This is a genomic window from Plasticicumulans acidivorans, assembly GCF_003182095.1.
Lineage (GTDB): Bacteria > Pseudomonadota > Gammaproteobacteria > Competibacterales > Competibacteraceae > Plasticicumulans > Plasticicumulans acidivorans.
Genome location: NZ_QGTJ01000004.1, coordinates 312,884 through 338,670, shown reverse-complemented (window position 1 = coordinate 338,670; position 25,787 = coordinate 312,884). Strand labels below are relative to the sequence as shown.

General features: G+C 68.3%; 26 protein-coding genes. 10 read left to right on the top strand and 16 right to left on the bottom strand.

The genetic code is table 11. The annotated features are described in order from the left end of the window. The first annotated feature begins 71 nt into the window (after positions 1–71). Positions 72–950, top strand: coding sequence for a carbohydrate deacetylase (locus C7443_RS09385; RefSeq protein ID WP_110018332.1), 879 nt, complete (start codon positions 72–74; stop codon positions 948–950). Here C7443_RS09385 and C7443_RS09380 read toward each other — a convergent pair. The 14 genes from C7443_RS09380 to C7443_RS09315 all read right to left on the bottom strand — a co-directional run bounded on the left by C7443_RS09380 (position 938) and on the right by C7443_RS09315 (position 16,644). Next, on the bottom strand, positions 938–2,071 hold the full coding sequence (locus tag C7443_RS09380; RefSeq protein ID WP_110018331.1) for a glycosyltransferase: 1,134 nt from the start codon (positions 2,069–2,071) through the stop codon (positions 938–940). The genes C7443_RS09385 and C7443_RS09380 overlap by 13 nt on opposite strands. Positions 2,072–2,085: 14 nt before the next feature. Next, the gene (locus C7443_RS09375) at positions 2,086–3,186 is read right to left on the bottom strand and encodes a glycosyltransferase (protein WP_110018330.1); all 1,101 of its coding nucleotides are present in this window, start codon (positions 3,184–3,186) and stop codon (positions 2,086–2,088) included. A 225-nt stretch (positions 3,187–3,411) separates the two neighbouring features. Further along, a complete protein-coding gene (locus C7443_RS09370) occupies positions 3,412–3,657 on the bottom strand; it encodes a hypothetical protein (protein ID WP_110018329.1) in 246 nt (81 codons plus the stop codon). A 75-nt stretch (positions 3,658–3,732) separates the two neighbouring features. Further along, positions 3,733–4,080 carry a hypothetical protein gene (locus tag C7443_RS09365; RefSeq protein ID WP_110018328.1) on the bottom strand — a complete coding sequence of 116 codons (348 nt, stop codon included), beginning with the start codon at positions 4,078–4,080 and terminating at the stop codon, positions 3,733–3,735. A gap of 52 nt (positions 4,081–4,132) precedes the next feature. After that, entirely contained in the window at positions 4,133–5,566 is a 1,434-nt protein-coding gene (gene hldE, locus C7443_RS09360) for a bifunctional D-glycero-beta-D-manno-heptose-7-phosphate kinase/D-glycero-beta-D-manno-heptose 1-phosphate adenylyltransferase HldE (RefSeq protein ID WP_110018327.1), read from the bottom strand. A gap of 260 nt (positions 5,567–5,826) precedes the next feature. Beyond that, the gene (locus C7443_RS09355; protein WP_110018326.1) at positions 5,827–6,396 is read right to left on the bottom strand and encodes a D-sedoheptulose-7-phosphate isomerase; all 570 of its coding nucleotides are present in this window, start codon (positions 6,394–6,396) and stop codon (positions 5,827–5,829) included. A gap of 4 nt (positions 6,397–6,400) precedes the next feature. Continuing rightward, positions 6,401–6,586, bottom strand: a complete 186-nt coding sequence (locus C7443_RS20265; protein WP_211346187.1) for a zinc-finger domain-containing protein — start codon at positions 6,584–6,586, stop codon at positions 6,401–6,403. 55 nt (positions 6,587–6,641) lie between these two features. After that, positions 6,642–7,562, bottom strand: coding sequence for a branched-chain amino acid transaminase (locus tag C7443_RS09345; protein ID WP_110018325.1), 921 nt, complete (start codon positions 7,560–7,562; stop codon positions 6,642–6,644). A gap of 125 nt (positions 7,563–7,687) precedes the next feature. Then, complete coding sequence (locus C7443_RS09340) at positions 7,688–8,620, bottom strand: NYN domain-containing protein (protein ID WP_170123559.1); 933 nt, start codon at positions 8,618–8,620, stop codon at positions 7,688–7,690. Between the two features lie 40 nt (positions 8,621–8,660). Continuing rightward, positions 8,661–11,549 (bottom strand): bifunctional [glutamate--ammonia ligase]-adenylyl-L-tyrosine phosphorylase/[glutamate--ammonia-ligase] adenylyltransferase, encoded by a 2,889-nt coding sequence (gene glnE, locus C7443_RS09335; protein WP_110018323.1) that lies wholly within the window; start codon positions 11,547–11,549, stop codon positions 8,661–8,663. A 113-nt stretch (positions 11,550–11,662) separates the two neighbouring features. Further along, positions 11,663–13,852: a DUF945 family protein gene (locus C7443_RS09330; RefSeq protein WP_110018322.1), complete on the bottom strand. Its 2,190-nt coding sequence runs from the start codon at positions 13,850–13,852 to the stop codon at positions 11,663–11,665. 165 nt (positions 13,853–14,017) lie between these two features. Next, entirely contained in the window at positions 14,018–15,667 is a 1,650-nt protein-coding gene (groL, locus tag C7443_RS09325) for a chaperonin GroEL (protein ID WP_110018321.1), read from the bottom strand. Positions 15,668–15,732: 65 nt separating this feature from the next. After that, complete coding sequence (gene groES, locus C7443_RS09320; RefSeq protein WP_110018320.1) at positions 15,733–16,023, bottom strand: co-chaperone GroES; 291 nt, start codon at positions 16,021–16,023, stop codon at positions 15,733–15,735. 174 nt (positions 16,024–16,197) lie between these two features. Further along, on the bottom strand, positions 16,198–16,644 hold the full coding sequence (locus C7443_RS09315; RefSeq protein WP_110018319.1) for an FxsA family protein: 447 nt from the start codon (positions 16,642–16,644) through the stop codon (positions 16,198–16,200). A 79-nt stretch (positions 16,645–16,723) separates the two neighbouring features. On the opposite strand from C7443_RS09315, the gene cutA reads away from it, so the two are divergent. The 8 genes from cutA to fis all read left to right on the top strand — a co-directional run bounded on the left by cutA (position 16,724) and on the right by fis (position 23,524). Continuing rightward, on the top strand, positions 16,724–17,053 hold the full coding sequence (gene cutA / locus C7443_RS09310) for a divalent-cation tolerance protein CutA (protein ID WP_110018318.1): 330 nt from the start codon (positions 16,724–16,726) through the stop codon (positions 17,051–17,053). Further along, positions 17,050–18,894, top strand: coding sequence for a protein-disulfide reductase DsbD (gene dsbD / locus C7443_RS09305; protein WP_170123558.1), 1,845 nt, complete (start codon positions 17,050–17,052; stop codon positions 18,892–18,894). Before cutA ends, dsbD begins: the two co-directional genes overlap by 4 nt. A gap of 154 nt (positions 18,895–19,048) precedes the next feature. Beyond that, positions 19,049–19,501 (top strand): type II 3-dehydroquinate dehydratase, encoded by a 453-nt coding sequence (gene aroQ, locus C7443_RS09300; protein ID WP_110018316.1) that lies wholly within the window; start codon positions 19,049–19,051, stop codon positions 19,499–19,501. A 6-nt stretch (positions 19,502–19,507) separates the two neighbouring features. Then, the gene (accB, locus tag C7443_RS09295) at positions 19,508–19,969 is read left to right on the top strand and encodes an acetyl-CoA carboxylase biotin carboxyl carrier protein (RefSeq protein WP_110018315.1); all 462 of its coding nucleotides are present in this window, start codon (positions 19,508–19,510) and stop codon (positions 19,967–19,969) included. 8 nt (positions 19,970–19,977) lie between these two features. After that, positions 19,978–21,324, top strand: a complete 1,347-nt coding sequence (accC, locus tag C7443_RS09290) for an acetyl-CoA carboxylase biotin carboxylase subunit (RefSeq protein ID WP_110018314.1) — start codon at positions 19,978–19,980, stop codon at positions 21,322–21,324. 30 nt (positions 21,325–21,354) lie between these two features. Continuing rightward, the gene (gene prmA / locus C7443_RS09285; protein WP_110018367.1) at positions 21,355–22,239 is read left to right on the top strand and encodes a 50S ribosomal protein L11 methyltransferase; all 885 of its coding nucleotides are present in this window, start codon (positions 21,355–21,357) and stop codon (positions 22,237–22,239) included. 32 nt (positions 22,240–22,271) lie between these two features. After that, positions 22,272–23,264 (top strand): tRNA dihydrouridine synthase DusB, encoded by a 993-nt coding sequence (dusB, locus tag C7443_RS09280; protein WP_110018313.1) that lies wholly within the window; start codon positions 22,272–22,274, stop codon positions 23,262–23,264. Continuing rightward, positions 23,261–23,524: a DNA-binding transcriptional regulator Fis gene (fis, locus tag C7443_RS09275; RefSeq protein ID WP_110018312.1), complete on the top strand. Its 264-nt coding sequence runs from the start codon at positions 23,261–23,263 to the stop codon at positions 23,522–23,524. Before dusB ends, fis begins: the two co-directional genes overlap by 4 nt. A 69-nt stretch (positions 23,525–23,593) precedes the next feature. Here fis and C7443_RS09270 read toward each other — a convergent pair whose 3' ends face one another. Together C7443_RS09270 and C7443_RS09265 are read right to left on the bottom strand one after the other, a co-directional pair. Continuing rightward, positions 23,594–24,310, bottom strand: coding sequence for a PspA/IM30 family protein (locus tag C7443_RS09270; RefSeq protein WP_110018311.1), 717 nt, complete (start codon positions 24,308–24,310; stop codon positions 23,594–23,596). Positions 24,311–24,326: 16 nt separating this feature from the next. Next, positions 24,327–24,947 (bottom strand): YjfI family protein, encoded by a 621-nt coding sequence (locus tag C7443_RS09265; protein WP_170123557.1) that lies wholly within the window; start codon positions 24,945–24,947, stop codon positions 24,327–24,329. A gap of 141 nt (positions 24,948–25,088) precedes the next feature. Here C7443_RS09265 and C7443_RS09260 point away from each other — a divergent pair, with 141 nt between their 5' ends. Further along, positions 25,089–25,781: a DUF2491 family protein gene (locus C7443_RS09260; protein WP_110018309.1), complete on the top strand. Its 693-nt coding sequence runs from the start codon at positions 25,089–25,091 to the stop codon at positions 25,779–25,781. Positions 25,782–25,787 lie beyond the last annotated feature (6 nt).

Here is a 25,787-nt window from a genome sequence, read left to right as displayed (position 1 = left end):
GACGCTGCCACAGCGCACTGCCGAAGCGCACACTGGCGGCCGCGCCTCCGATCGCGCCGCAGAGAGCCCCCATGCCCGCCCGCACCCGCCTGATCTGCAATGCCGATGACTTTGGCCTGAGCCCCGGCATCAGTGCCGCGATTCTGCAGGCGCACGCGGCCGGGGTGATCAGCAGCACCACGCTGATGAGCAATATGCCGGCGGCGGCCGATGCCGTGGCGCAGGCGCGCGACTGGCCACGGCTGGGGATCGGTGTGCATCTGAACCTGACGCTCGGCGCGCCGCTCAGCGCGCCGGCGGCGCTGCCGGATCTGCTCGCTGCCGACGGCCGCTTCCTCGACCGCGCGCAGCTGGCGCCGAAGCTGCGCGGTTGCGGCACGGCGGCGCTGCGGGCGCAGCTGCTGCGCGAGTTCGATGCGCAGATCGAGCAGGCGCGCGCGCTCGGCGTGACGCCGACGCACCTCGACAGCCACCAGCACATCGCCAATCTGCCGCTGGCGCTGTGGGCGCTGGCGCACAGCGCACGCCGCCACGGCATCCGCGCCGCGCGCAGCAACTACGGGCCGTTCCGCGCCACGCCGGGCAGCGGCCAGGCGCTGCATCGTCTGTCGAAGAATCTGCGCCTGCTGCCGGAAAGCCTCTGGCAGCGCGCGGCACGGGCAGTGCTCGCGCGCTACGGCGTGCGCACGCCGCAATACAAAGCCTCGTTCACGCGGGTGCTGCCACGCGAGCGCGACTCAGTGGCGCGCCTGCTGCGCCTGCTCGACTGCCTGCCCACCGGCAGCGTGGAACTCGGCTTTCATCCCGGCCCGGAACACAGCGACATCGACGAGTCGCCGCGCACCGTGGCGATGCGCGCCAGCGACCGTCGCCTGCTCACCGACGCGGCGGTGCGCGCCCGCCTGCAGGCCGCCGACATCGAGCTGATCCGCTTCGATCAGCTCGACTGAACGCCGCAGCCGGCGGCGAAGGCGTCGAGGTAGGCGCGCACGCTGGCGGCCTCGGAGTAACGCTCGCGCACCGTGGCACGCAGGCGTTCGCTGTCGCGCGGCTGCGCCAGACGCATCAGCATCGCCGCCGTCAGCGCCGCCTCGTCGCCGACCGGCACCAGCGGTCCGTAGCGACCGCCGGCGAGGATTTCGCGCGGCCCGGACGGGCAGTCCGTCGCCACCGCCGGCGTGCCGACCGCCAGCGCCTCGATCAGCGCATTGGCGGTGCCCTCCCAGCTCGACGACAGCACGAACAGCGCGGCGCGGGCCAGGCAGGCATACGGATTGTCGACGAAACCGGGCAGATCGACCTCGCCGGCGATGCCGAGGCGCGCCGCCAGCGCCAGCAGATCCTCGCGCAGGCGGCCTTCGCCGAGGATCAGCAGGCGACAGGGCCGCTGCGCCCGCACGCGGGCGAAGGCGCGCAGCAGCAGCGCGAAGTTTTTCTGCTGGCGCAGGCCGCCGATGCCGATCAGCACCGGTGCGCCGCCGTCGTGGAACCACGGATGCAGCGGTACTTCGGCCGCCTGCCGTTCGAGCTGCGGCGTCAGCACCGGATTCGGCAGCACGTGCAGGCGCGAGCGCGGCCAGCGGATCACCGGCGCCAGATCGTCGGCCACCCCCTGCGAAACGCAGATGATGCCGTCGGCCTGGCCGAACACCGCGCGGATGCCGCGATAGGCCAGCCAGCGGCGCAGCGGATTGGCGCGCCGCGCCGTCAGCCGGCCGGGAATATTGGTACCGCAGCGCAGGAACAGCCGCGGCGGCGCGCCGAGCGCCCGCCGCGCGGCGATCGCCAGCTCGTCGTCCCCGCCCTTGGCCGACATCAGCACGTCCGGCCGCTGCTGCTGCAGCGCACTGAGCAGCGCGCGGCCAAGCCCGGCGCCGTCACCGCCGAGTTCGATCAGGCGCACGCCGTCACCGAGCTGGTCGAGGTACGGCCGCGCACGCTCGCGCACGTAGAAATCGACGCCGATGCCGTGCCCGGCGAAGCCGCGGGCGAGATTGACCAGCATGCGCTCGACGCCGCCATCACCGAAGGAGGTCAGCAGGATAGCGATGCGTTCGAGCCGATAACCCATCGCGGCCGCCCCGCTCACAACCCGAGCCGGCTGCGGTAGTGGGCGACGCTGCGGGCAACGTCGTAGCGGGCGGCGGCGGCCTGCAGCTGGGCGGCCGGCAGCGGTGCGGCCAGCGTGTCGGTGACCGCATCGGCCAGTGCCCGCGCATCACCGACCGCGACCAGCCGGCCGTGGCGGCCGTTTTCGAGGATGCCGGCCGGGCCGCCCGGGCAGTCTGTGGCCACCACCGGCGTGCCGCAGGCCATCGCCTCGACCAGCACGTTGCCGAAGCCTTCCCACAACGAACTCGACACCAGCACCGCCGCGCGGCTCATGTAGGCGTAGGGATTGGCGACGAAGCCCGGCAGCTGCACGTCCGCCGCGGTGCCGAGGCGCTCGGCCTGCGCCTGCAGCGCCCGCCGCTGCGAGCCTTCGCCGAGGATCAGCAGCCGACAGGGACGGTCGCGGCGCAGCCGGGCGTGAGCGTCGAGCAAGGTCGGAAAATCCTTGACCGTCTCCAGCCGGCCAACCGCCAGCAGCACCGGCGGCTCGCCGGCGGCCAGCCACGGATGGCCGGGGTCTTCGCCGGCGCGCGCCTGCAGGCTCGCGCTGGCGATCGGGTTGTGAATGACGTCGAAGCGTGAGCTCGGCAGGCCGAGCAGCGCGGCGGCATCCTCGGCCACCGGCGCCGAAACCGAGATCAGACCGTCATTGCGCGGATAGGCCAGGCGCATCAGCTTCAGGTGCGCTTCGCGCTTGGCCGGCTTCAGCTGGCCGAGAAAACGGCCGAGGTGCGTGTGCAGTGTCGAGAACACCGGCACGCGCACACCGGACAGCGCCCGCGCGCGCAGCGCCAGCGCGTCGATGCGCTCGATGTGCGTCAGCAGCGCCTGCGGTCGCACCCGGCGCAGGTAGCGCACCAAGGTCGGCAGGCCGAACAGCAGGTGCGTGGTCGGAATCGGCAGGATCTGCACGCCATCGGTCAGCATGTTCATGTAGGGGCTGTCGCCATCGGCGACCAGCAGATCGACCAGCACGCCGCTGGCCGCCAGCCCGTTGGCCAGCGTGACCACGGTACGCCCGATGCCGCCGCGCGCCAGCGAGGCGACGATCATCGACAGACGAAGCACAGACATGGAGGCAGCGACTCCGCACGCGCAGGGCACGGGCCGGAGTCAACCGCCGCGCCACGGCACTCCGCCGCCGTCCGCGACCGCCTCGACGGGCATGCGGATCGGCCGCGGCATGCTGGCCGCACTCGCTTACACCAGACTTACCGCGACGGGCGGGCGTTGTGTCCGCGGTAAAAATCGTCATCAGGCGCGGGAAACGGGAGCCGCCACCGGGCAGACCGCAGCGGTTCAGCGCATCACCCGGTAGTGATCGGCGGCGAGGCAGACCTCGTCGCGCAGCGCCGACTGGCGCACGAACGCCTCGCCCTGCTGGCGGTCGCTGCTGCGACGCAAGGTGCGGCACCCGTCGACCAGACGCTGATGCTCGCGTCCGCGGCATTCGCGGTAGGCGATGCTGCCGGGGCCCATGCGGCTGCAGTCGTCGATGTAGACCGCAGGGGCCGCCGTGCCCGGCGCCGGGGCCGACCAGACCACGCGGGCATCGCCACGCGCCGGGGCCGGCGGCAGCGCCAGGCGGATGCCGGTTTCGCTGGCATAGCGGCGCGCCTGCTAGCAGGCCTCGTCACGGAACACCGCAGCATTCCGCTGCACGGCCGCCTCGCGCTGCCAGTAGGTGCAGGTGTCGACGAGGCGCGCCAGCACTTCGTCATGACGCCGGGCGGGCACGGCAGGCGGCACGGTCGCGATGTCGTTATCGCGCGCTGTCGGTGCAATGCTTGCCGACGGCGCCGGCCCCATGGCCGGGCTGTTACTCGCCGGCGGCGCGACGGAGAACGGCAACGGCGCGGCCGGCATCAGTCGCGCCAGCACTTCGGGCAAACGCTCACGGGCGAGCCAGAACCCGCTGCCGGCCGCGACGACGATCAGCGCCCGCAGCAACAGGCCGGTGAAGGACATCTGTGCCCGGCGAGGCCCGCGGTAACGTTGCATGGGCGCGGCGCCCTGCCGTTCAGCTGCAGCGGATCCTCGCCACCGTCGCCGTCGTCGAATGACCGTCGAGATAGCCGAGTACGCAGACCTCGCCGCCGTTGGCGAGCACCTCGGCGGCGCCGGCGATCTCCTCGGGACGGTAGTCGCCGCCCTTGACCAGCACGTCGGGCAGCACACGGGCGATCAGCTCGCGCGGCGTGTCTTCGGCGAACGACACCACCCAGTCGACGGCACGCAGCGCCGCGAGCACCTGCATGCGGTCGATCAGCGGATTGATCGGCCGCTCCTCGCCTTTGAGCCGCGCCACCGAAGCGTCGTCGTTGACGGCGACGACCAGGCGATCGCCGAGCGCCGCGGCCTCGGTGAGGTAATGCACGTGGCCGGCGTGCAGCAGGTCGAAGCAACCGTTGGTCATCACCACGCGCTCGCCGTGTGCGCGCGCAATCGCCAGCTCAGCGAGCAGAGCCTCGACATCGACAATGCCAGCGGCGGCGACGCGCTCGGGGAGCAGCGCGCCGGCGAGCTCCTCGACGCTGACGGTCGCCGTGCCGAGTTTGCCGACGGCGATGCCGGCGGCGAGGTTGGCAAGCGGTACGGCATCGGCCAGCGGCATGCCGGCGGCCAGCGCCGCGGCCAGCGTGGCAATGACGGTATCGCCGGCGCCGGTGACGTCGAACACCTCGCGGGCGCGCGTCGGCATGTGCTGGGCGAGACCGCTGGCGGCGTCGACCAGCGTCATGCCGCGCTCGCTGCGCGTGATCAGCAGCTGGGCAACACCGCAGTCGGCACACAGCCGGCGCGCCTTGCTCACCAGCTCGGACTCGTCGCGCCAGGGGCCGACGACGGCGGTGAATTCGCTTTCGTTCGGCGTCAGCAGCGTGGCGCCGCGGTAGCGACGGAAATCCTCACCCTTGGGATCGACCAGCACCGGCACGCCGCCGACACGGGCGGCATCGATCAGCCGGGCGACGTCCTGCAGCGCGCCTTTGGCGTAGTCCGACAGCACCAGCATGCCGGCGCCGGGCAGCTCGCGGGCCAGCGCCTCGGTGAGTCTGGCCGGCTCGGCAGCGGCAAAGCCATCCTCGAAATCGAGGCGCAGCAACTGCTGGTGGCGGGAGAGCACGCGCAGTTTGGTGATCGTCGCCGCGCCCTCCACCTCGATGAAGCGGCAGCCGACGCCGGCGGCCTCCAGATGTTCGCGCAGCACGGCGGCGGCGGCATCGGCACCGACCAGACCGAGCACGGTGACCCAGCCGCCGAGCGCGGCGATGTTGAGGGCGACATTGCCGGCGCCGCCCGGGCGGTCCTCGCTGCCGGCGACGTGCACCACCGGCACCGGCGCCTCCGGCGAGATGCGCCGCGTCGCCCCGCTCCAGTAGCGATCGAGCATCAGATCGCCGGCGACCAGCACTCGGGCCCGGGTGAAATCAGGCAAGCTGATATGGCGGTTCATGCGACACGGTCCTCCCGCCTGTTGGGGTTCAGGCGATGCGAAATCAGCAAACCGTCAGCTGGAGAATAGGCACTCTCCGCCGGCAACGTCGCAGCACTGCGTGACGGGTGTGCAGAACAGTTCACGCCCAAGCGCTCGACGCCCGCACCAGGTGGTGCGGGCCGCCTGCCGATGGCATCGGCAGGCCGGCGCTGACGGGCCCGGCGCCTTCATCACGGCCACAACCAATCCAGCCATGGCCGGAGCGGCACGACGGCCCGCTATGCGGCGGAGGTGTCCAGCGTCGTCTCAAGCCGTTCGCACAACCAGTGGCCGATCAGGATATGGGCCTCCTGGATGCGCGCGGTCACGTTCGAAGGCACGCACAGGCACTCATCGGCCAGCTCGATGAGGCGGCCACCGCTGGCACCGGTCCAGCCGACGCAGTAGACACCGAGCGACCGCGCCGCCTGCGCCACGGCGAGGATGTTCGGGCTGGTGCCGGAAGTGGAAATCGCCATCAGCAGATCGCCGGGCCGGCCCAGCGCTTCGAGCTGACGGGCGAAGACCGTCTCGAAGCCGAAATCGTTGGCGTGTGCGGTAAGGATCGAGGTATCGGTGGTCAGCGCAATCGAGGCCAGCGCCCGGCGGTTGAGCCGGTAGCGCACCACCAGCTCGGCGGCGAGGTGCTGGCAGTCGGCGGCGCTGCCGCCGTTGCCGGCCCAGAAAATGCGCCCGCCGGCAGCGAGCGTCGCCCGCATGCGTTCGATGAGACGCTCCAGCCTCGCGTCGAACGCCGCCAGGCCGGCGATGACCTCGGCGTGCGCAGCCAGTGTGCCGGCGAAGTCCACGGCCTCAGTCCTTGAGGATGTACTCGGCGCCACAGTACGGGCACTTGGCGTGACCCTTGACCTCGATCTCCAGGTAGACCTTCGGATGCGAGTTCCAGATCGCCATGCCCGGCATCGGGCAGGACAGCGGCAGATCCTTGCGGGTGACTTCGTAGGTCTTCTTGGCGTTGGCCTGGGTCTGGGCGCTCACGAGCGGTCTCTCCGTGCGGGTGGTCGAAATCAGGGGTGTCGGTTCTCGGGGCGGATCAGACCAGCGCCAGCCAGTCCAGATGCGCTTCGCTACGGCCGTGAACGACGTCGAAGAAGGCCTTCTGCAGCTTCTCGGTGAGCGGGCCGCGGCGGCCCTCGCCGATGGTGCGGCCGTCGAGTTCGCGGATCGGCGTCACCTCGGCGGCGGTGCCGGTGAAGAAGGCCTCGTCGGCGATGTAGACCTCGTCGCGGGTGATGCGCTTTTCACGCAGCTCGAAGCCGAGCTCGCGGGCGATGCGCATGATGCTGTCGCGGGTGATGCCTTCGAGGCAGGAGGTCAGCTCCGGCGTATAGATGACGCCGTTCTTGACCATGAAGAAGTTCTCGCCCGAACCCTCGGCGACGTAGCCCTCCGGGTCGAGCAGCAGCGCTTCGTCGTAGCCGTCGCGCAGCGCTTCCTGCAGCGCCAGCATCGAGTTGATGTAGGTGCCGTTGGACTTGGCGCGCGTCATCGTGATGTTGACGTGATGGCGGGTGAACGAGGACACGCGGATGCGAATGCCGCGCTCCATCGCCTCGGCACCGAGGTAGGCACCCCACGGCCAGGCGGCGACCATCACGTGCACCTTGAGATTGTCGGCGCGCAGGCCCATGCCCTCGGAGCCGTAGAAGCACATCGGCCGCAGATAGCAGCTGCTGAGCTTGTTCTCGCGCACCACGGTGCGCTGCGCCTCGCTCAGCGTCGCCTTGTCGAACGGCATCGGCATGCTGAAGATCTTGGCCGAGTTGAACAGACGATCGGTGTGGGCATCGAGACGGAAGATCGCCGTGCCGCGATCGGTCTCGTAGGCGCGCACGCCTTCGAAGACACCGAGACCGTAGTGCAGCGTGTGGGTGAGGACGTGGACCTTGGCCTCGCGCCACGGCACCAGTTCGCCATCCAGCCAGATCACGCCATCACGGTCAGCCATCGACATTTCGCATACTCCTATCAAACGGGGGACCCGCACCCGGCATCCATGGGCCAGCGGGTGCGGCAAAGATTGACTATTTCACCACAAAGCATAGGGAGGGGGTACGCGCGCTGCAGCATCGGCCCGCCTCAAGCCCGCAGACGAATCTGCTGAACCGCACCCGAGTCAACCGCCCGGCGACACTCGATCAGCTGCGGGTGCGCCAGCAGGAGCTTCTGCAACTGCGCATGTCCGTAGCGCTTGACGTTGAACGCCGGGTCGACCTTGCGCAGCGCTATCCCCACTGCCGACAACGTCAGCCACACTCCCGGCGTCAGCGCCTGACGCAGCAGCATCGCCGCATCGCCCTGCCGCCCGCGCAGACGCACGCTCAGATGACCTCCCGACTCGGTACGACGCTCAACCGTCTGCTCACACGCACAAACCAGGGCCGTCAACGTCGAAAACCCGTAGTGAGCGACATCAAACCCCGGCTCAAGCTTGCGCAAAACCTGGCCGAGTGAGGACAAAGCCACCCAGCTGCCATCCTGCAGCGCTTTGTGCAGCAGCGGCAGCGGGTCACGCTGGAGAAGAGCTGCGGACTTGATGTCCCCCTTCACCTCCGCCACGACATCTGTCGTCGGCACGGGTACCGCCACGCGCGGCGTGTCGTCCAGCGGCTCAATGGCCAGAAACAGATCAGCGGCCTTACGCAAGGCCTGCGGGGTATTGTCGCGACCAGCGACGAGGACGAACTGCCCGGCCTCGCGCAGCCGCACGGCCAGGCGGGTGTAGTCGCTGTCGCTGGCCAGCAGACAGAAACCGTCGACACGACCGGCATGCAACACGTCCATCGCGTCGATGACCAGAGCAATGTCGGCGGCATTCTTGCTGTTGACCGTCGGGAACACCTGCACGGCCTGGATTGCATGCTGCGCCAGGTATTCGCGCCAATGGCGCAGCCGCTCGCCACTCCAGTCGCCGTAGGCGCGGCGGATGCGCACATCGCCATGGCGGGCAAGTGCTGCGAACAGACCACGCAGACAACCCGTTTCGTGCACGTTTTCGGCATCGATCAGCAAGGCCAGGCGCCGCGGACACGCCCTTGCCCCGTCCATGCCGTCAATCCTCCATCAGGCGCCGCCACAGCGCGGCGGCGCCTTCGCGGTATTCCTTGAGTTCGTCGCCGTGGATCACCGAGGGTTCGTCGCGCAACTTGGCGATGTGCGAGCGGCGGCGCAGCCGGCGGTAGGCGTCGCGCAGCAGGTTGGCGTCGCTGGAGCTGAGAATGCCGGTCGCCTCCAGCGCGGCGAGCTGGCGGACGTTGTCGGTGAAGCGGGCGAGAATCGGTTCTTCGCGGCTGTGCGCCAGCAGCAGGTACTGGACGATGAACTCGATGTCGGCCATGCCGCCGCGGTCCTGCTTGAGGTGGAACTCGTCGGCGCGCCGCGAGCCGTGTTCGCTGCGCATGCGCTCGCGCATCTCGCGCACCTCGCGCCTGAGTTCGAGCGGGTCGCGCGGCCGGGCGAGGATTTCCTGGCGGATCGCGATGAAGCGGGCGCCGATGGCAGCATCGCCGGCCACCGGCCGCGCGCGCACCAGCGCCTGATGCTCCCAGGTCCAGGCATCGCGGCGCTGGTAGTCGGCAAAGGCCTCGACGTTGGCGACCAGCATGCCGGCACGCCCGCTCGGGCGCAGGCGGGTGTCGACTTCATAGAGGATGCCGGCCGGCGTCGGCGCGCTGAGGATGTGGATCAGGCGCTGGCCGAGGCGGGCGAAGAAGCTCGGATTGTCGAGCACGCGTGCGCCGTCGGTCTGCTGCTCCTCGCCGCTCGAATCGTGCAGGAACACCAGATCGAGGTCGGAGCCGTAGCCGAGCTCAATGCCGCCGAGCTTGCCGTAGGCAATGATGGCGAAGCCGGCGGTGCGCTCGACGCCGTCGACACGGCAGCGCGGATGGCCGTGGCGGGCGACGGTATCGGCCCAGGCCAGCTCCAGCGCGCGCGCCAGCAGCCGCTCGGCGATCATCGTCAGGTGGTCGCTGACCACCATCAGCGGCAGCGCGCCGCTGATGTCGGCGGCGGCGACGCGCAGCACGTTGATCTGCTTGAACTGGCGCAGCGTGATCAGCTGGCTTTCGAAGTCATCGGCGGCGACCCGGCTCAGCATGCGCTCAAGCTCGGCGCGCAATGCCGCGGCGTTCGGTGGCGCATAGAGCGCGGCGGGATTGAGCAGCTCGTCGAGCAGCACCGGGAAGCGCGTCAGCTGCTCGGTGATGCGCGGACTGGCGCTGGCCAGCGTGACCAGCTGATCGAGCGCAACCGGGCTTTCGAACAGCAGCGCCAGGTACACCGAGCGCCGCGCGATGGCCTCCAGCAGCGGCAGCAGCCGATCGAGCGTGCGGCTCGGCTGTTCGACCTTGCCGAGCGCCGTCAGCAGGCGCGGCATCAGCCGGTCGAGGCGCTCGCGCCCCTGCTCGCGCATCGCCCGGCAGGAAAAACTGCCGCGCAGGCGTTCGAGCGCGGCGAGCGCCTGCGGCGCATCGTCGAAACCGGCGCCGCGCAGGGCCTCGACGGCGGCCAGCTCGCCGGCCTGCCCGGCCCACACCGTCCCCAGATCGACGACCTCCTCCCCCGCGGCCGTCACCGCCTCGGGTTCGGAGAACACCGCGTGGAACTGGCCGGCGACGTAGTCGCGATGCCCGTCGAGGGTGTCACGGAAGCGGCCCCAGTCGGCAAAGCCCATCGCCAGCGCGAGCCGGGTGCGGGCCAGCTCGTCGGCAGGCAGTGCATGCGTCTGCTGGTCGCGCTGCGCCTGGATGCGGTTCTCGGTGCGGCGCAGGAAGTCGTAGGCGTACTGCAGGTGGACGACGGCGTCCTCGGGCAGACGCCGGGTCAGCGCCAGGCGTTCGAGCACGGCGAGGATGCCGCGCACGCGCAGTTCCGGCTCGCGGCCGCCGTAGATCAGCTGGAAGGCCTGGCCGATGAACTCGATCTCGCGGATGCCGCCGCGACCGAGCTTGACGTTGTCCTGCATACCCTTGCGCTCGACCTCGGCGGCGATCATCGCCTTGAGCTTACGCAGGGCCTCGAAGGCACCGAAGTCGAGGTAGCGGCGATAGACGAAGGGAGCGAGCGTCGCCAGCAGCTGCTCACCGGCGGCGATGTCACCGGCGATGGCGCGCGCCTTGATCAGCGCGTAGCGCTCCCACTCGCGCCCCTGCGTCTGGTAGTAGGTTTCGAAGGCGCCGAAACTCGCCACCAGCGGCCCGGAGTCACCGAACGGGCGCAGGCGCATGTCAACGCGAAAGACAAAACCTTCGGCGGTCAGCGCGTCGAGCGCGCGGATCAGCCGCTGGCCGAGGCGCAGAAAGAACTCCTGATTGCTGACGCTGCGCCGGCCATCGGTTTCGCCGTGCTCGGGGAAGGCGAAGATCAGGTCGATGTCCGAGGAATAGTTCAGCTCGCGACCGCCGAGCTTGCCCATGCCGAGCACCACCAGACGCTGGGCCTGACCGTGCTCATCGCGCGGCTCGCCGTGGCGGGCGACCTCCCAGACGTGCAGCTGGCCGAGGGCGGCATCGACGCAGGCATCGGCGAGGTCGGTCAGATCGCCGAGCGTGGCCGCGGTCGGCGCCAGACCGCCGAGATCGCGCCAGGCGATGCGCACCATCTCGCGCTGGCGCAGCCGGCGCAGCGCGACACCGAGCGCGTCCTCGCTGCTGACATCGAGGAGCGCGGCATCGACACGCTGACGCAGCTGGCCCGGTGCGTAGGCATGGTCGAGATCACCGCCGGTCAGCAGCTCATGCAGCATCGCCGGGCGGCGCACGCAGGCGGCGGCGACGAATTCACTCGCCGCCCATACCATCGCCAGCTCGTGCAGACGCTCGACCGGCCAGGCGGGCAGCTCCTCGCGCGCGCAGGCGTCGCAGTAGTCCTGCCAGCTCGCGGCGAGCGCGGGGCGCAGCACGGCGGGCAGCGTATCGAGGACTTCGGCGAAAGCGTTCATCGTGCCTCCCTGGGCGTGACGAGCCGCCGGCGGCACGGTCGCGGCCACCGGCGCAAGCGCTCGGACCTTTCAGTCTGGTCGCTGCGCCGCCGCGCCGCCAGCCGCCCCTCGCCTCACTCGCTCAGCATCTGATCGAGCGGCAGCTCGACGCCATTGAGCTGCAGGTGACCATCGCGATAGTCGAGCTCGCTCGACAGCTTGCCGTTGCTGCGGAAGATCCAGCCGCTGCGCACCAGCGGGTCGAGCTGTGCATCGAGCGTCGCCTGCATCGCCTGCTCGAAGTTCTGCGCCTTGCCGGCAGCCGGCGCACCGAGACGCCGCTCCATGTCGTTCTGCTGCGTCTGCATTTCCTGCTGCAGCTTGACCTGCTCGGCCAGCGCCAGGCGCAGGAAGCCTTCCGGCAGCTCGATGCGGCCGTGGGCATTGTCGAGCAGCTGCAGGGCGGCGTCGCTGGCGGCCCAGTCATTTGGCGCGCGCAGGTTCAGCGTCAACTCCGCCAACAGCGGCGACGGCACCTCGGTCAGGTGCACCTGCACGTTCTTCAAGGCCACGCTCGGACGATGCGACAGCAGTTCGTTGACGATGCCGAGGATCGCCTGCGCATCGGGTTCCTGCCCCTCGGCCGCAGCGGCGGTCATCGCATCGGCCTGGGTTTGCAGCTTGACCAGCGTCGGCCCGTGCAGGCGCGCCATCGACAGCGTCAGTTCGCCGTTGCCCAGCGCTTTGCCGGCACTGGTGACGTTGCCGACCGAGAAGCGCTCATCGAAGCCGATGTAGCCATCCTGCTCGGAGGAAGTCACGCCGACGCTGATTTTCTCGACGCCGAACTCGTTGGCGCCCTCCTCGCCCGGCACGCTGCCCTGAATGCCGTCGACGGCGAACTCACCGGTGCCGACGAACAACCCGCTCGGGCCGCGCACCTGCTCGCCGTTGCCCTTGAGTCCGCGCACGCTGACATCGGTGATGCCCGTTTCGCTGACGCCGCGTCCGCGCATGTGCTCAAGACGCAGGTCCATTCCCAGCTTGCTCGCCCCCGGCTGCAGCACGCCAGCCAGGTGCAGACCGTCGAGCGCAAAGGCTTCCGTCGCCTCCTGCTCGAAATCACCGATGCGGATGCTCGGCGCATCGAACAGCATGTCGAGGCTGTCGACGACCTGCTGCATGAACACCGGCAGCGGCAGATCGTCGCCCTGCGGGTCGCGCAGACCGATGCGCAGATGGCCGCTGATCGGTGCCTGTCCCGGTGGATTGAAGGCGATGTCCTCGATGCCGAGCAGCGGACCTCCGGCAAGCAGCGAGCGGCCGAGCTGCAGCAGACGCTGACGCGTTTCGGTGTCGTCGAGCGCCTCCAGCGCGCCGGCGATGATTTCGGTGCGCAGTTGCGCCAGCACCGAGGCATCGAGACGCTTGGCGCTGAGCGTGAAGCCCGCGCGCCCCCAGTCGGCGCCGGCGATGTTCAGCCGCTCGGCGGAAAACACCTCGCGCACGTCGAGCTGATCCTCGCCACTGGCCTCGACGCGGATGGCCACCTTCTCGGCCACCGTCTGCGCCGCTTCGTCGTGCTGCGGCCCGAAACTCACGCGCGCCGCACCGAGCGTACTGCTGCCCGGCCAGAAACCGTATTTGCTGCTGTGCTGATCAACCTGCATTTCGAGATCGGTGGCGACGAGCTCGGCCGGCACCGGTTCGCCGGTGTCCGGCGCTGGCGGCTGGTTCCACTGCAGACGCAGGCGATTGCCGCCGAACGAACCACGCAGCGCACGGGTATCGGCCGACAGATCGAAGCGTCCGGCGATCGGGTCGAGCTGCAGCGAGGCGCCGCTGAGCGGATCGACATACTGCATCGCCGCCACTGCCACGGTGTGGGTGCTGCTGCCATCGAAGGCGATCAGCGAGCCGAGCTGAACGAATTCGGCATCGCTGCTGCGCAGCGCACTGCCCGGCTCCAGCCGCAGCACGGTGCGCATCGCACCGAGGCGCGGCGTCCAGCGGCCGCTGCTGATCCAGGGCGCCGGCGTGAACGGGCCGTGACTGACGGTGTGCTCGGCGCGCAGCACCAGCGGCGGCGTGTCAGCGGCGGCCAGCGGCGGGCGCCACTCCAGACGCGTCACGGCTTCGGCGCCGAACCAGTGGCGGTTGTAGTGCTCGGTCGTCGCATGCAGGCCAGGCTGACTGCGATTGAGCTCATCTACCCAGGCGCGGTATTGCCGCTCGGATTCCTGCCCGGCCCAGCCTGCACCACCGACCACGCCGGCCAGTGCGGCGGCAGACAATCCCGCGCCTGCCCAAATCAGCTTGCCCATATCTCACCTCGTTGCCCGGCGTCCCCGCACCGGCTCGCGCCGCGAGTATTCCACACGTGTATGGCGTCTCGCTGCGCGTTGCCGCACAGCCGCCCGCTCATAAAGAAAAAGCCCCGCCGAAGCGGGGCTTTCCAGCTGTCGGGCCGCAGCCCGGACGGCTCGGGCTTACATCATGCCCATGCCGCCCATGCCACCCATACCGCCCATGTCGCCCATACCGGCGGCCGGCTCTTCCTTCTTCGGCAGCTCGGCGATCATGGCTTCGGTGGTGATCAGCAGGCCGGCAACCGAGGCGGCGTTCTGCAGCGCAGAGCGGGTCACCTTGGTCGGATCGAGGATGCCCATCTCGATCATGTCGCCGTACTCGCCGGTGGCGGCGTTGTAGCCGTAGTTACCGCTGCCGCCGGCAACGTTGTTGAGGACCACGGACGGCTCCTCACCGGCATTGGCGACGATCTGGCGCAGCGGCTCTTCCATCGAACGCAGGGCGATGGCGATGCCGACGTCCTGGTCGTGGTTGTCGCCCTTGAGGCTGTTGATCGCCTGCAGCGCGCGGATCAGCGCGACGCCACCGCCGGGGACCACGCCTTCCTCGACCGCCGCACGGGTGGCGTGCAGGGCGTCTTCGACGCGGGCCTTCTTTTCCTTCATTTCGACTTCAGTCGCAGCACCGACCTTGATCACGGCGACACCGCCGGCGAGCTTGGCGACGCGCTCCTGCAGCTTCTCGCGATCGTAGTCGGAGGTCGCTTCCTGGATCTGCACGCGGATCTGCTCGACGCGGGCCTTGATCTCGGCCTCGGAGCCGGCGCCGTCGATGATCGTGGTGTTTTCCTTGGCGACGATGACCTTCTTGGCGGTGCCGAGATCAGCCAGCGAGGCCTTCTCCAGCGTCAGGCCGACTTCCTCGGAGATCACCTGACCACCGGTGAGGATGGCGATGTCCTGCAGCATGGCCTTGCGGCGATCGCCGAAGCCCGGGGCCTTGACGGCGGCAACCTTGACGATGCCGCGGATGGTGTTGACGACCAGCGTCGCCAGCGCCTCACCCTCGACGTCCTCGGCAACGATCAGCAGCGGCTTGCCGGCCTTGGCGACGCCTTCGAGCACCGGCAGCAGATCGCGGATGTTCGAGATCTTCTTGTCGCACAGCAGGATGTACGGGCTTTCCAGCTCCGCAGCCATCGACTGCTGGTTGTTGATGAAGTACGGCGACAGGTAGCCGCGGTCGAACTGCATGCCTTCGACGACATCGAGCTGGTTCTCCAGGCCCGAACCGTCCTCGACGGTGATGACGCCTTCCTTGCCGACCTTCGCCATCGCGTCGGCGATGATGCGGCCGATGTGGTCATCGGCGTTCGCCGAGATGGTGCCGACCTGGGCGATGGCCTTGTCGTCGGCGCAGGGCTTGGACAGCTTGGCCAGCTCGGCGACGGCGGCGGTGACCGCCTTGTCGATGCCGCGCTTGAGGTCCATCGGGTTCATGCCGGCGGTGACCGACTTCATGCCTTCGCGGACGATGGCCTGGGCCAGCACGGTGGCGGTGGTGGTACCGTCGCCGGCGATGTCGGAGGTCTTCGAGGAGACTTCCTTGACCATCTGCGCGCCCATGTTCTCGAACTTGTCCTGAAGCTCGATTTCCTTGGCGACGGAGACGCCGTCCTTGGTCACGGTCGGCGCACCGAAAGCCTTGTCGAGGACCACGTTGCGGCCCTTCGGACCCAGCGTGACCTTGACCGCATTCGCCAGCGTGTTGATGCCACGCACCATGCGTACGCGGGCGTCATCACCGAACTTCACGTCTTTTGCAGCCATGCTTCTGAAACCTCTGGAATTCTGTGTGTAGCTGAACTTAAAGGGAGAATGCGGCGGGGGCCGGCTTACTTCTCGATGACGGCCATGATCTCGTCTTCGCGCATCACGAGGACGTCGTCACCATCGACCTTCACTTCGCTGCCGGAGTACTTGCCGAACAGAACGTGGTCGCCAACCTTGACGTCGAGCGGACGGACATCGCCGTTCTCAAGGATCTTGCCGCGGCCGACGGCCAGCACGGTGCCACGGGACGGCTTCTCGGCTGCATTGCCCGGCAGGACGATACCACCCGCAGTCTTGGTCTCTTCCTCGACGCGCTTGACGATCACGCGATCATGCAACGGACGCAGACTCATTCCTGTGAACTCCTCTCGGTAAAACAACGAAACGTTACGTTGGTGCCGCTGTTGTTAGCACTCAACATGAGCGAGTGCTGATATTAGGCAGCGACGAACCCCTGTCAAGGGACGAGTGGCTAGATGGGGGAGCCATCGGCGCTTTCAAGGCCGCCGCCGCGAAAAATTCCGCTATCAGTCCTCGCGGCGGAATTCACCGTCGATGGTGCGCGAGCCGCGGGCCTGTCCGCCCGCCTGTCCACGGAACCCGCCGGCCGCGACGACGGTCACCTGCCGAGCCAGCAGATCGATCAGCAGCCGGCGTGTCGCCGGCAACAGACAAAACAGGCCCAGCGCATCGGTGATGAAGCCCGGAGTCAGCAACAGCACGCCGCCGATGAGGATCGCGGCACCATCGAGCAGCTCGCGGGCCGGCATCTGTCCGGCATCGAGCGCCGCGCGCACGCGTGCCAGCACGCCCAGTCCTTCACGCCGCAGCAGCCAGGCACCGGCGGCGGCGGTGCCGATGACGAGGGCGATGGTCGGCAATACGCCGATCACCGAGCCGACCCGGATCAGCAGAGTGATCTCCAGGATCGGCAGCACGATGAAGGGAATCAGCAGCAGGGCCGGCGAGCGCATCGGCTTTTCCTCGATTGGGAGGCGCCGCGCACGACGCCTTTATAATGTTGGGCTTCTTGATATGGGGACCGTCTCAGCCATGGACAAGCCCTGTCGCCTGGTGTTCTGCACCTGCCCCGATGCCGGCACCGCCGAACACCTCGCCGCCACGCTGGTGGAGGAGCGTCTCGCCGCCTGCGCCAACCTGATTCCCGGCCTGACCTCGATCTATCGCTGGGAAGGCGCGCTGCAACGCGACAGCGAAGTCCTGCTGCTGCTGAAAACCCGCGCCGAGCATTTCGAGCGGCTCGCTGAACGCCTGCGTGCACTGCACCCCTACAACCTGCCGGAGATCGTCGCCGTGGCGATCAGCGAAGGCAGCCCCGCCTACCTCGGCTGGCTGCTCGCCAGCACGGAGATCGATTCGTGAAGTTGCCGCGCTGGCTGTCCGCCCTGCTCCTGCTGTGTTTTCTGCTGCCGGCCCACGCCGGCTTCGACCTGTTCGCCAAGAAGAAAAGCGCCGACGAGCTGCTCGATGCCGACCAGGCCTTCGTGCCGACGCTGGAAGTGCTCGGCGCCGACCGGCTGCGCGTGCGCTGGATGATCGCCGACGGCTACTACCTGTACCGCGAGCGCATCCACATCAGCCTGCCGGCCGACGCCAGCGGCGCGACCCTCGGCACGGTCGAGCTGCCGGCCGGCACGATCAAGAATGACCCGGCCTTCGGGCCGACGGCGGTGTTCCATCACGACGAGGCCGTCGCCGACGTGCCGCTGCTGCGCACGCAGAGCGGACCGCTGACATTGCGCCTGCAGCTCGATTACCAGGGCTGCAACGAGCCGGTCGGCGTCTGCTACCCGCCGCAGTCACACGTCTTCAGTGCCGAGCTGCCCGCGACGGCGGGCTCGACGGGCGGCGCACCGCCCGTCACCCTCGCGGCCGTGCCGGCGTCGGCGATGCCTCCGCTGGCCGAGCAGGACCGCATCGGTCAACTGCTGAGCACGCAGCGCTTTCTGGCGCTGCCGGCGTTCTTCGGCTTCGGTCTGCTGCTTGCTTTCACGCCCTGTGTCTTCCCGATGATCCCGATTCTCTCCGGCCTGATCGTCGGCCGCGGCCAGCCGGTCAGCCGCGCGCATGCCTTCGTGCTCAGCCTGATCTACGTGCTGGCGATGGCGCTGACCTACACAGCCGCCGGTGTCGCGGCGGCGAGTTTCGGCGCCAATCTGCAGATCGCTTTCCAGCACCCGGCGGTACTCAGCACTTTTGCCGCGCTGTTCGTGGTGCTGGCGCTGTCGATGTTCGGCTTCTTCACGCTGCAGCTGCCGAGCAGCCTGCAGACCCGGCTGAGCACGCTGTCGGCGCGCCAGCACGGCGGCGAGTACGCCGGTGTCGCCATCATGGGCCTGCTCTCGGCGCTGATCGTCGGTCCCTGTGTCGCGCCGCCGCTGATCGGCGTGCTAGCGGTGATCTCGGCGAGCGGCGATGTCGTGCTCGGCGGCAGCGCACTGTTCGCGATGAGCCTCGGCATGGGCGTGCCGCTGCTGGTGATCGGCGCCAGCGCCGGCCATCTGCTGCCGCACGCCGGCCACTGGATGGAGCGGGTCAAGGCGGTGTTCGGCGTGCTGCTGCTCGCGGTCGCCCTGAGCCTGCTCGAACGCGTGCTGCCGGCGGCGGTGTCGATGCTGCTGTGGGCGGTGCTGCTGATCGTCTGCGCCACCTACATGGGGGCGGTCAGCACGCTGCCGCACGGCGCGCCCTGGTGGCGCACGCTGATCAAGGGGCTCGGCCTGGTGCTGCTGATCCAGGGGGCGCTGCTGCTGATCGGTATCGCCGCCGGCGGGCGCGATCCGCTGCGTCCGCTCGGCGGCGTGTTCGCCGGCACCGGCGGGGCCAGTGCCGCGGAATCGGCGCTGTTCCGCCGCGTGCATGCCGGCGATGAGCTCGATGCGGCGATCGCCGCGGCGACGCGCGCCGGTCGCCCGGTGCTGCTCGACTTCTATGCCGACTGGTGCGTGAGCTGCAAAGAACTGGAGCGCGAGACCTTTCCCGACCCGGCGGTACGCGCCGCGCTCACTGACTTCGAGCGCCTGCAGGTCGACGTCACGGCCAATTCCGTCCACGATCAGGCGCTGCTGACGCGCTTCGGCCTGGTCGGCCCGCCGGCGATCCTGTTCTTCGATCACGCCGGCCAGGAGCAGCGGGCGCTGCGTGTCGTCGGCTTCATGCCGGCAGCGGACTTCGCCGTGCACGTCGGTAACGCCGTGCATTGAACGCACGGTAAAAATCCGCGATCGGCGGCGATCGGCACGCGGCATAAGCGTTTGGGCCCTGTGGACAGGGTCCGGACCTTGCGGCAGAATCCGCCGGTTCTACGAGCGGCCCACAGCGCCGCCGCCCTCCCGCGCAGGAACTCCCGTCCCAACCATGGCGAAACTGCTGGTCCTCAACGGACCCAATCTCAATTTGCTCGGCACCCGCGAACCGGCGCTGTATGGCTCGACGACGCTCGACGACATCCGTCGTCAGTGCGAAACCGTCGCCGGCCGCCTCGGTCACGACTGTGCGTTCTTCCAGAGCAATGCCGAGCACGCGCTGGTCGAGCGCATTCACGCCGCCCGCGGCGAAGCGGTGGCGTTCATCGTTTTCAATCCCGCGGCGTACACGCACACCAGCGTGGCGCTGCGCGACGCGCTGCTCGGCGTCGCGATCCCATTCATCGAAGTCCACCTCTCCAACGTCTTTGCCCGCGAAACCTTCCGCCATCACTCCTATCTTTCCGACGTGGCGGTCGGTGTCATCAGCGGCTTGGGCGCGCAGGGCTATGAACTGGCCCTGGAGGCAGCGGACCGTTATCTGCAAGCTCGCAGCCAGGCTTAGGAAATCATGGACATCCGCAAGATCAAGAAGCTCATCGAACTGCTGGAAGAATCCGGCATCGCCGAAATCGAGATCAAGGAAGGCGAGGAGTCGGTCCGCATTTCGCGCCAGGCTCCGGGCCTCATGCCAGCGGCCTTGGCGGCACAGCCGGCGCTGGCCTACGCCGCCGCGCCAGTCGCAGCGGCGCCGGCCCCTCTGCCCGCCCCGGCCGCACCCGTGGAAGTGGCCGCCAAGGGATATGCGATCAAGTCACCGATGGTCGGCACCTTCTACCGCGCACCGTCGCCGGACGCCAAGCCGTTCATCGAAGTCGGCCAGACCGTGGCGCCCGGTGACGTGGTCTGCGTCATCGAAGCCATGAAGATGTTCAACCAGATCGAGGCCGATCGCGCCGGCACCGTCAGTGCCATCCTCGCCGAGAGCGGACAGCCCGTCGAATTCGATCAGCCACTGATCATCATCGAGTGAGCGTCGCCATGCTCGATAAGGTCGTCATCGCCAACCGCGGCGAGATTGCGCTGCGCATCCTGCGCGCCTGCCGCGAACTCGACATCAAGACGGTCGCCGTCTACTCGACCGCCGACCGTGACCTCAAGCACGTGCGGCTCGCCGACGAAACCGTCTGCATCGGTCCGGCGCCGTCTGCCGAGAGCTACCTCAACATGGTCGCGCTGATCTCGGCGGCCGAGGTCACCGACGCCGTCGCCATCCACCCCGGCTACGGTTTCCTTTCGGAAAACGCCGATTTCGCCGAGCGCGTCGAGCAGTCCGGCTTCATCTTCATCGGCCCGCGCGCCGAGACCATCCGCCTGATGGGCGACAAGGTCTCGGCGATCCAGGCGATGAAAGCCGCCGGCGTGCCCTGCGTGCCAGGCTCGGACGGCCCGCTCGGTGACGACGAAGCCACCAATCTGGCGATCGCCCAGCGCATCGGCTACCCGGTCATCGTCAAGGCGGCGGGCGGCGGCGGCGGGCGCGGCATGCGCGTCGTGCATACCGAAGCGGCGCTGATCAACGCCATCGCGCTGACCCGCGCCGAGGCCAAGGCGGCCTTCGGCAACGACATGCTGTACATGGAAAAATACCTGGTGCATCCGCGCCACGTCGAAGTCCAGGTACTCGCCGACACCCACGGCAACGCGATCTTCCTCGGCGAGCGCGACTGCTCGATGCAGCGCCGTCACCAGAAGGTCGTCGAGGAAGCCCCGGCGCCCGGCATCACCCCGGCGCAGCGCGCGGCCATCGGCGAAGTCTGCGTCGCCGCCTGCAAGCGCATCGGCTACCGCGGCGCCGGCACCTTCGAGTTCCTCTTCGAGAACGGCGAGTTCTACTTCATCGAGATGAACACGCGCGTGCAGGTCGAGCATCCGGTGACCGAGCTGATCACCGGCGTCGACATCGTCAAGGAGCAGCTGCGCATCGCCGCCGGCCTGCCGCTGTCGTACACGCAGAACGACATCCACATCCGCGGCCATGCCATCGAGTGCCGGCTCAACGCCGAAGACCCGGACACCTTCCTGCCCTCGCCGGGCACGATCACGCGCTACCACTCGCCGGGCGGTCCGGGCGTGCGCGTCGATTCGCACATCTATGCCGGCTACCGTGTGCCGCCGTACTACGACTCGATGATCGGCAAGCTGATCACCCACGGCGAGACCCGCGACGTCGCCATCGCGCGCATGCGCAACGCCCTCGCCGAGCTGGTCGTCGACGGCATCAAGACCAATGCCGCGCTGCACCGGCGCATCATGATGGACGCCAACTTCTGCGAAGGCGGCACTGACATCCACTACCTGGAATCGACGCTCGGCCTGCAAAGCTGAGGCGGAGGTCCCGTGCGTGAGGACATCGACATTTCCTGGCTGCAGCTGACACTGGAAGCGATCGAACACAGCACCGAGCAGCTCGAAGACGCGCTGCTCGAAGCCGGCGCCTGCGCGGTGACGCTGCAGGATGCCGCCGATGATCCGGTCCTCGAACCCGCCCCCGGCGAAACGCCGCTGTGGGCGCGTACCCGCGTGACCGGCCTGTTCGACGCCGGCACCGACATCGAGATCGTCAAGCGTCAGGTCTGCCTGGCACTCGGCTGCAGCGCGCTGCCCGAAGCCTGCATCGATGCGCTCGAAGAGCGTGACTGGGTGCGTGCCTGGATGGACAACTTCCATCCGATGCGCTTCGGCTCGCGCCTGTGGGTGGTGCCGAGCTGTCGTACGCCGCCCGAGCCGGACGCCGTCAATCTGTTCCTCGACCCGGGCCTGGCCTTCGGCACCGGCACGCACCCGACCACGGCGCTGTGCCTGGAGTGGCTCGGCGATGCCGAGGTCAACGGGCGCAGCGTCATCGACTACGGCTGTGGCTCCGGCATTCTGGCGATCGCCGCACTCAAGCTCGGCGCCGCGCGCGCGCATGGCGTCGACATCGACCCGCAGGCCCTGCTCGCCACGCGCGAGAACGCCGCCGCCAACGCCGTCGACCAATCCCTGCAGGTCGGCGCGCCCGAGACGCTGCCGGCCAAACCGGCCGACATCGTGCTCGCCAACATTCTGGCCGGACCACTGCTGATGCTCGCGCCGCGCCTCGCCGCGCTGTGCGCGCCCGGCGGGCACCTGGTGCTCGCCGGCCTGCTCGAACGTCACGCCGACGAGCTCGAAGCAGCTTACGCACAATGGTTCGAACTGCAGCCGCGCGCCGAACGCGAAGGCTGGGTGCGCCTGCACGGCATCCGCCGCAGCGCCTGAGCCTTTCCCCCGTTCCTGCCCTCGCCGCCATCATGCGTATCGGTCCGTATTCCCTGAGCACTCCAGTCGTTCTGGCACCGATGGCGGGCGTCACCGACCGCCCATTCCGCCAGCTGTGCAAACAGCTCGGTGCCGGCATGGCCGTCTCCGAGATGGTCACCGCCGACACCCGCCTGTGGCACACGCCGAAGTCGCGCCGCCGGCTCGATCATCATGGCGAGCCGGGCCTCAAGAGCGTGCAGATCGCCGGTGCCGACCCGCAGCAGATGGCGGCGGCGGCCCGACTCAACGTCGAGCGCGGCGCGCAGATCATCGACATCAACATGGGCTGCCCGGCGAAAAAGGTCTGCAACGTCGCCGCCGGCTCAGCACTGCTGCGCGACGAAGCACTGGTGGCCCGCATCCTCGCCGCGGTGGTCGACGCCGTCGAGGTGCCGGTCACGCTGAAGATCCGTACCGGCTGGGACCCGCAGCACCGCAACGCCGTGCGCGTGGCCCGCATCGCCGAGGACTGCGGCATCCGCGCGCTGGCCGTGCACGGCCGCACCCGTGCCTGCGGCTACAGCGACGGCAGCGTCGAGTACGAGACGATCCGCGAGGTCAAGGCGGCCATCGCCATCCCGGTCATCGCCAACGGCGACATCACCACCCCTGAAACCGCTCGCGAGGCCCTGGCCCGCACCGGCGCCGATGCCGTGATGATCGGCCGCGCCGCACAGGGCCGCCCCTGGATATTCCGCGAGATCGCGCACTATCTTGAGACTGGCGACAAACTGCCGGGGCCAACGGTCGGGGAAGTCCGTGGCTGGCTGCTCGCACACCTGGAACAGCTGTACGCGTTTTACGGTGCCGTCACCGGAACGCGCATCGCGCGCAAACACCTCGGCTGGTACTGCCGGGGGCTCGTCGGCGAGCACGCCCTGCGCGAAGCCGCCAACCGCACCGACGATCCGCGCCAGCAGCTGACCCATGTCAGCGAGTGGTTCGACCAACTCGAAACCCACACGGAGCCTTTCGCAGCATGACCCCGCTCGACGACGAACGCGCCACGCCCAGCGTCACCCCGCTGCGCGCCCATGTGCGCAGTGCACTGCACGAGTATTTCGAACAACTCGGCGATCAGATGCCGAGCGGGCTTTATCAGCTGGTGTTGCAGGAAGTCGAACGCCCGCTGCTGGAGACCGTGCTGCATTACACGCGCGGCAACCAGAGCCGCGCCGCCGACGTGCTCGGCATCAACCGCAGCACGCTGCGCAAAAAACTGCGCCAGTACGACATCGACTGAACGACTCACCAGAAAGCCAGCGGGGCCGCTCCCCTCGCGAGGAGCGGCCCCGTGTGTCTTTGCGCGTCCTTACTTCTTGGCGCGCAGGCGGGCGAGCACGTCGGAGCTGCTGGCGCCGCCGCCGATCAAGCCAGAAGCGCGCAGCCGCGCGTCCAGATCGGCGCTGCTGTCCGAGCTCAGCGCCAGCTCATCAGCCGCATCGAAACGTGCCGCCTGTTCCTTCTGCCGCTGCTCCAGCCGCGCCAGCGAATCCATCGCCGTGGTCATGCGCGCATTGGCGCCGGAATGACTGGCGGCAATCGTCGACTGCGCCTTGTGCACGGCCTCGGTCGCCTTGACCATCGAGGCGCGCTGCTTGAGCTTGTCGAGATTGCCTTCGGCCGCGCGAATCGCATTCTTGATGCGATTTTCCCGCTCAAGAAACTGGGTCGCGATGTCGCGCTTCTGCGTCAGTTCGTTTTCGAGCTCGGCGATTTTGTTCGCCAGATCGTCGCGCAGCGCAGCGTTCTGCGCATCGAGCGCGCCGTCCGCGCCTTCCTTGGCCAGCACCTGACCGAGATAGCCCTCGTACTCGCCGATCTTGCCACCCAGGCCGGCAACGTCCTGATCGGCCAGCTTGCGCTTGGCCATCAGGCTGGTCAGTTCGTCCTTGGCCTTGCGCAGCTCTTCGCCGGCGTCGCGGATTTCCTGATCGAGGATGCGCATCGCCTGGCTGTCGACGATGGCCTCACCGACTTCCGTGGCGCCTCCGCGCACGGCGGTGAGTATCTTGCTGAGAATGCCCATAGCCTGCCCTCCGGGGTCAGTCGCGGTGCTTCAGATAGGAACCGAAGGATTCGTAGGCCTGCACGGCGTTGTCACCGAGCGTCTCGATTTCTTCGAGAATCTCCGCCAGATCCGACGATGCACTGAGCGCACCGAACAGCTCGTAGTAGTCACCGTCCGCCATGCGCACGATGCCGAAGGTCGACAAGGGCATCAGTTTGTGCGTGCGCAGGATCAGATCATTGAACGCCGCGGGATTTTCCACTTCTTCCATCGACCACAACAAGGTGCCGACCAGCAGCTGCGAACCGCTCGCGCTCATGAACAGCGGCAGGTCCTCCAGCTCGCTCAGGCGAATGCCGATGCAGGGTTCGACCCCTTCGATGCGCTCGATCTTGTAACGACCTTCGCGCACGGCATCGGTATCGATCAGTGCTGCCAGCAGCGTATCGGTAGTCCACACGAAATCACTCACACCCGCTCTCCTTCGGCTCGGGATGATGGGAACGATGCCCTGACGCAGCGCCAGCTCGCAGGTGCGCAGCGCCTCTGACATCAACGGCGGAATCCACACGTCCCGCTTGACGAAGCCCGCCGCGCGCATGCGCTCGCGGAAAGCCCGCTGATAGTCCGCCGATGTCTTTCTCTGTTCGTCCATACGTGCGTCCGGCCTCGTCGAGTTTAGCGGCCCGATCATACCTGTAAAGTGAATTATGATTCTTACATGTAAGATTTACGTCAAACCTCATCCTAACGCAGCAGCTATAGTGCAGGCTGCATCGCAGTTGGGAGATCGATCATGGGGCTGCTGGACCTACTGTTCAAACGGGGCAAGAACAAGTTGCGTAATGAATTCGCCGCGCCGCTGCCGACGAGCCTGCCCGCGCCGCTGGGCCTGCGCATCGGCGCCAGCGTGGAATTCGACCTGCTGCCGATCCGCATGCATCAGGACAGTTTCCGCTTCGCGCTGCCGATCGCCGATCAGCCGATGATCGTGGCCGCGCAGGGCCGTTTCGAACTCGACGAAGGCGTGCGCATCCATCGCTTCTACAGCGAGGAATCGACGATGCTGCAGCTGCTCACGCGTGGCAGCGGTGAACTGGCCAACGTCGAGGAAATCACGCTCTACGTCCCCTACGAGTGCTTCTACCCGGACGGTGAAGCCCAGTGGAGTCGCTGGAGCGGACTCAACGGCCGCATCGGCGCGCCGGAGTTCCGCCTCACCGACGGCACCACCTACACCCGCATCTGGTTCGACAACGAGCCCGGCTGGGTGCGGCCGGTGCGCTACACGGAAACCGTGCACGATGAGCCCGATCCGCGCAGCGCCAGCCGGCGCATCGTCCAGGAGGCGATGCTCTACGGCCGCCACATCACCGACAGCGAGCGTGCCGAGTATCTGCTGGTCACCCGCGAGGAGACCGACGGCGAAGCCTCCGTCAGCCTGATGGTCGGCATCGACCTCGACCGCTCCGCCATGAAGATTCTGTAAACCGCT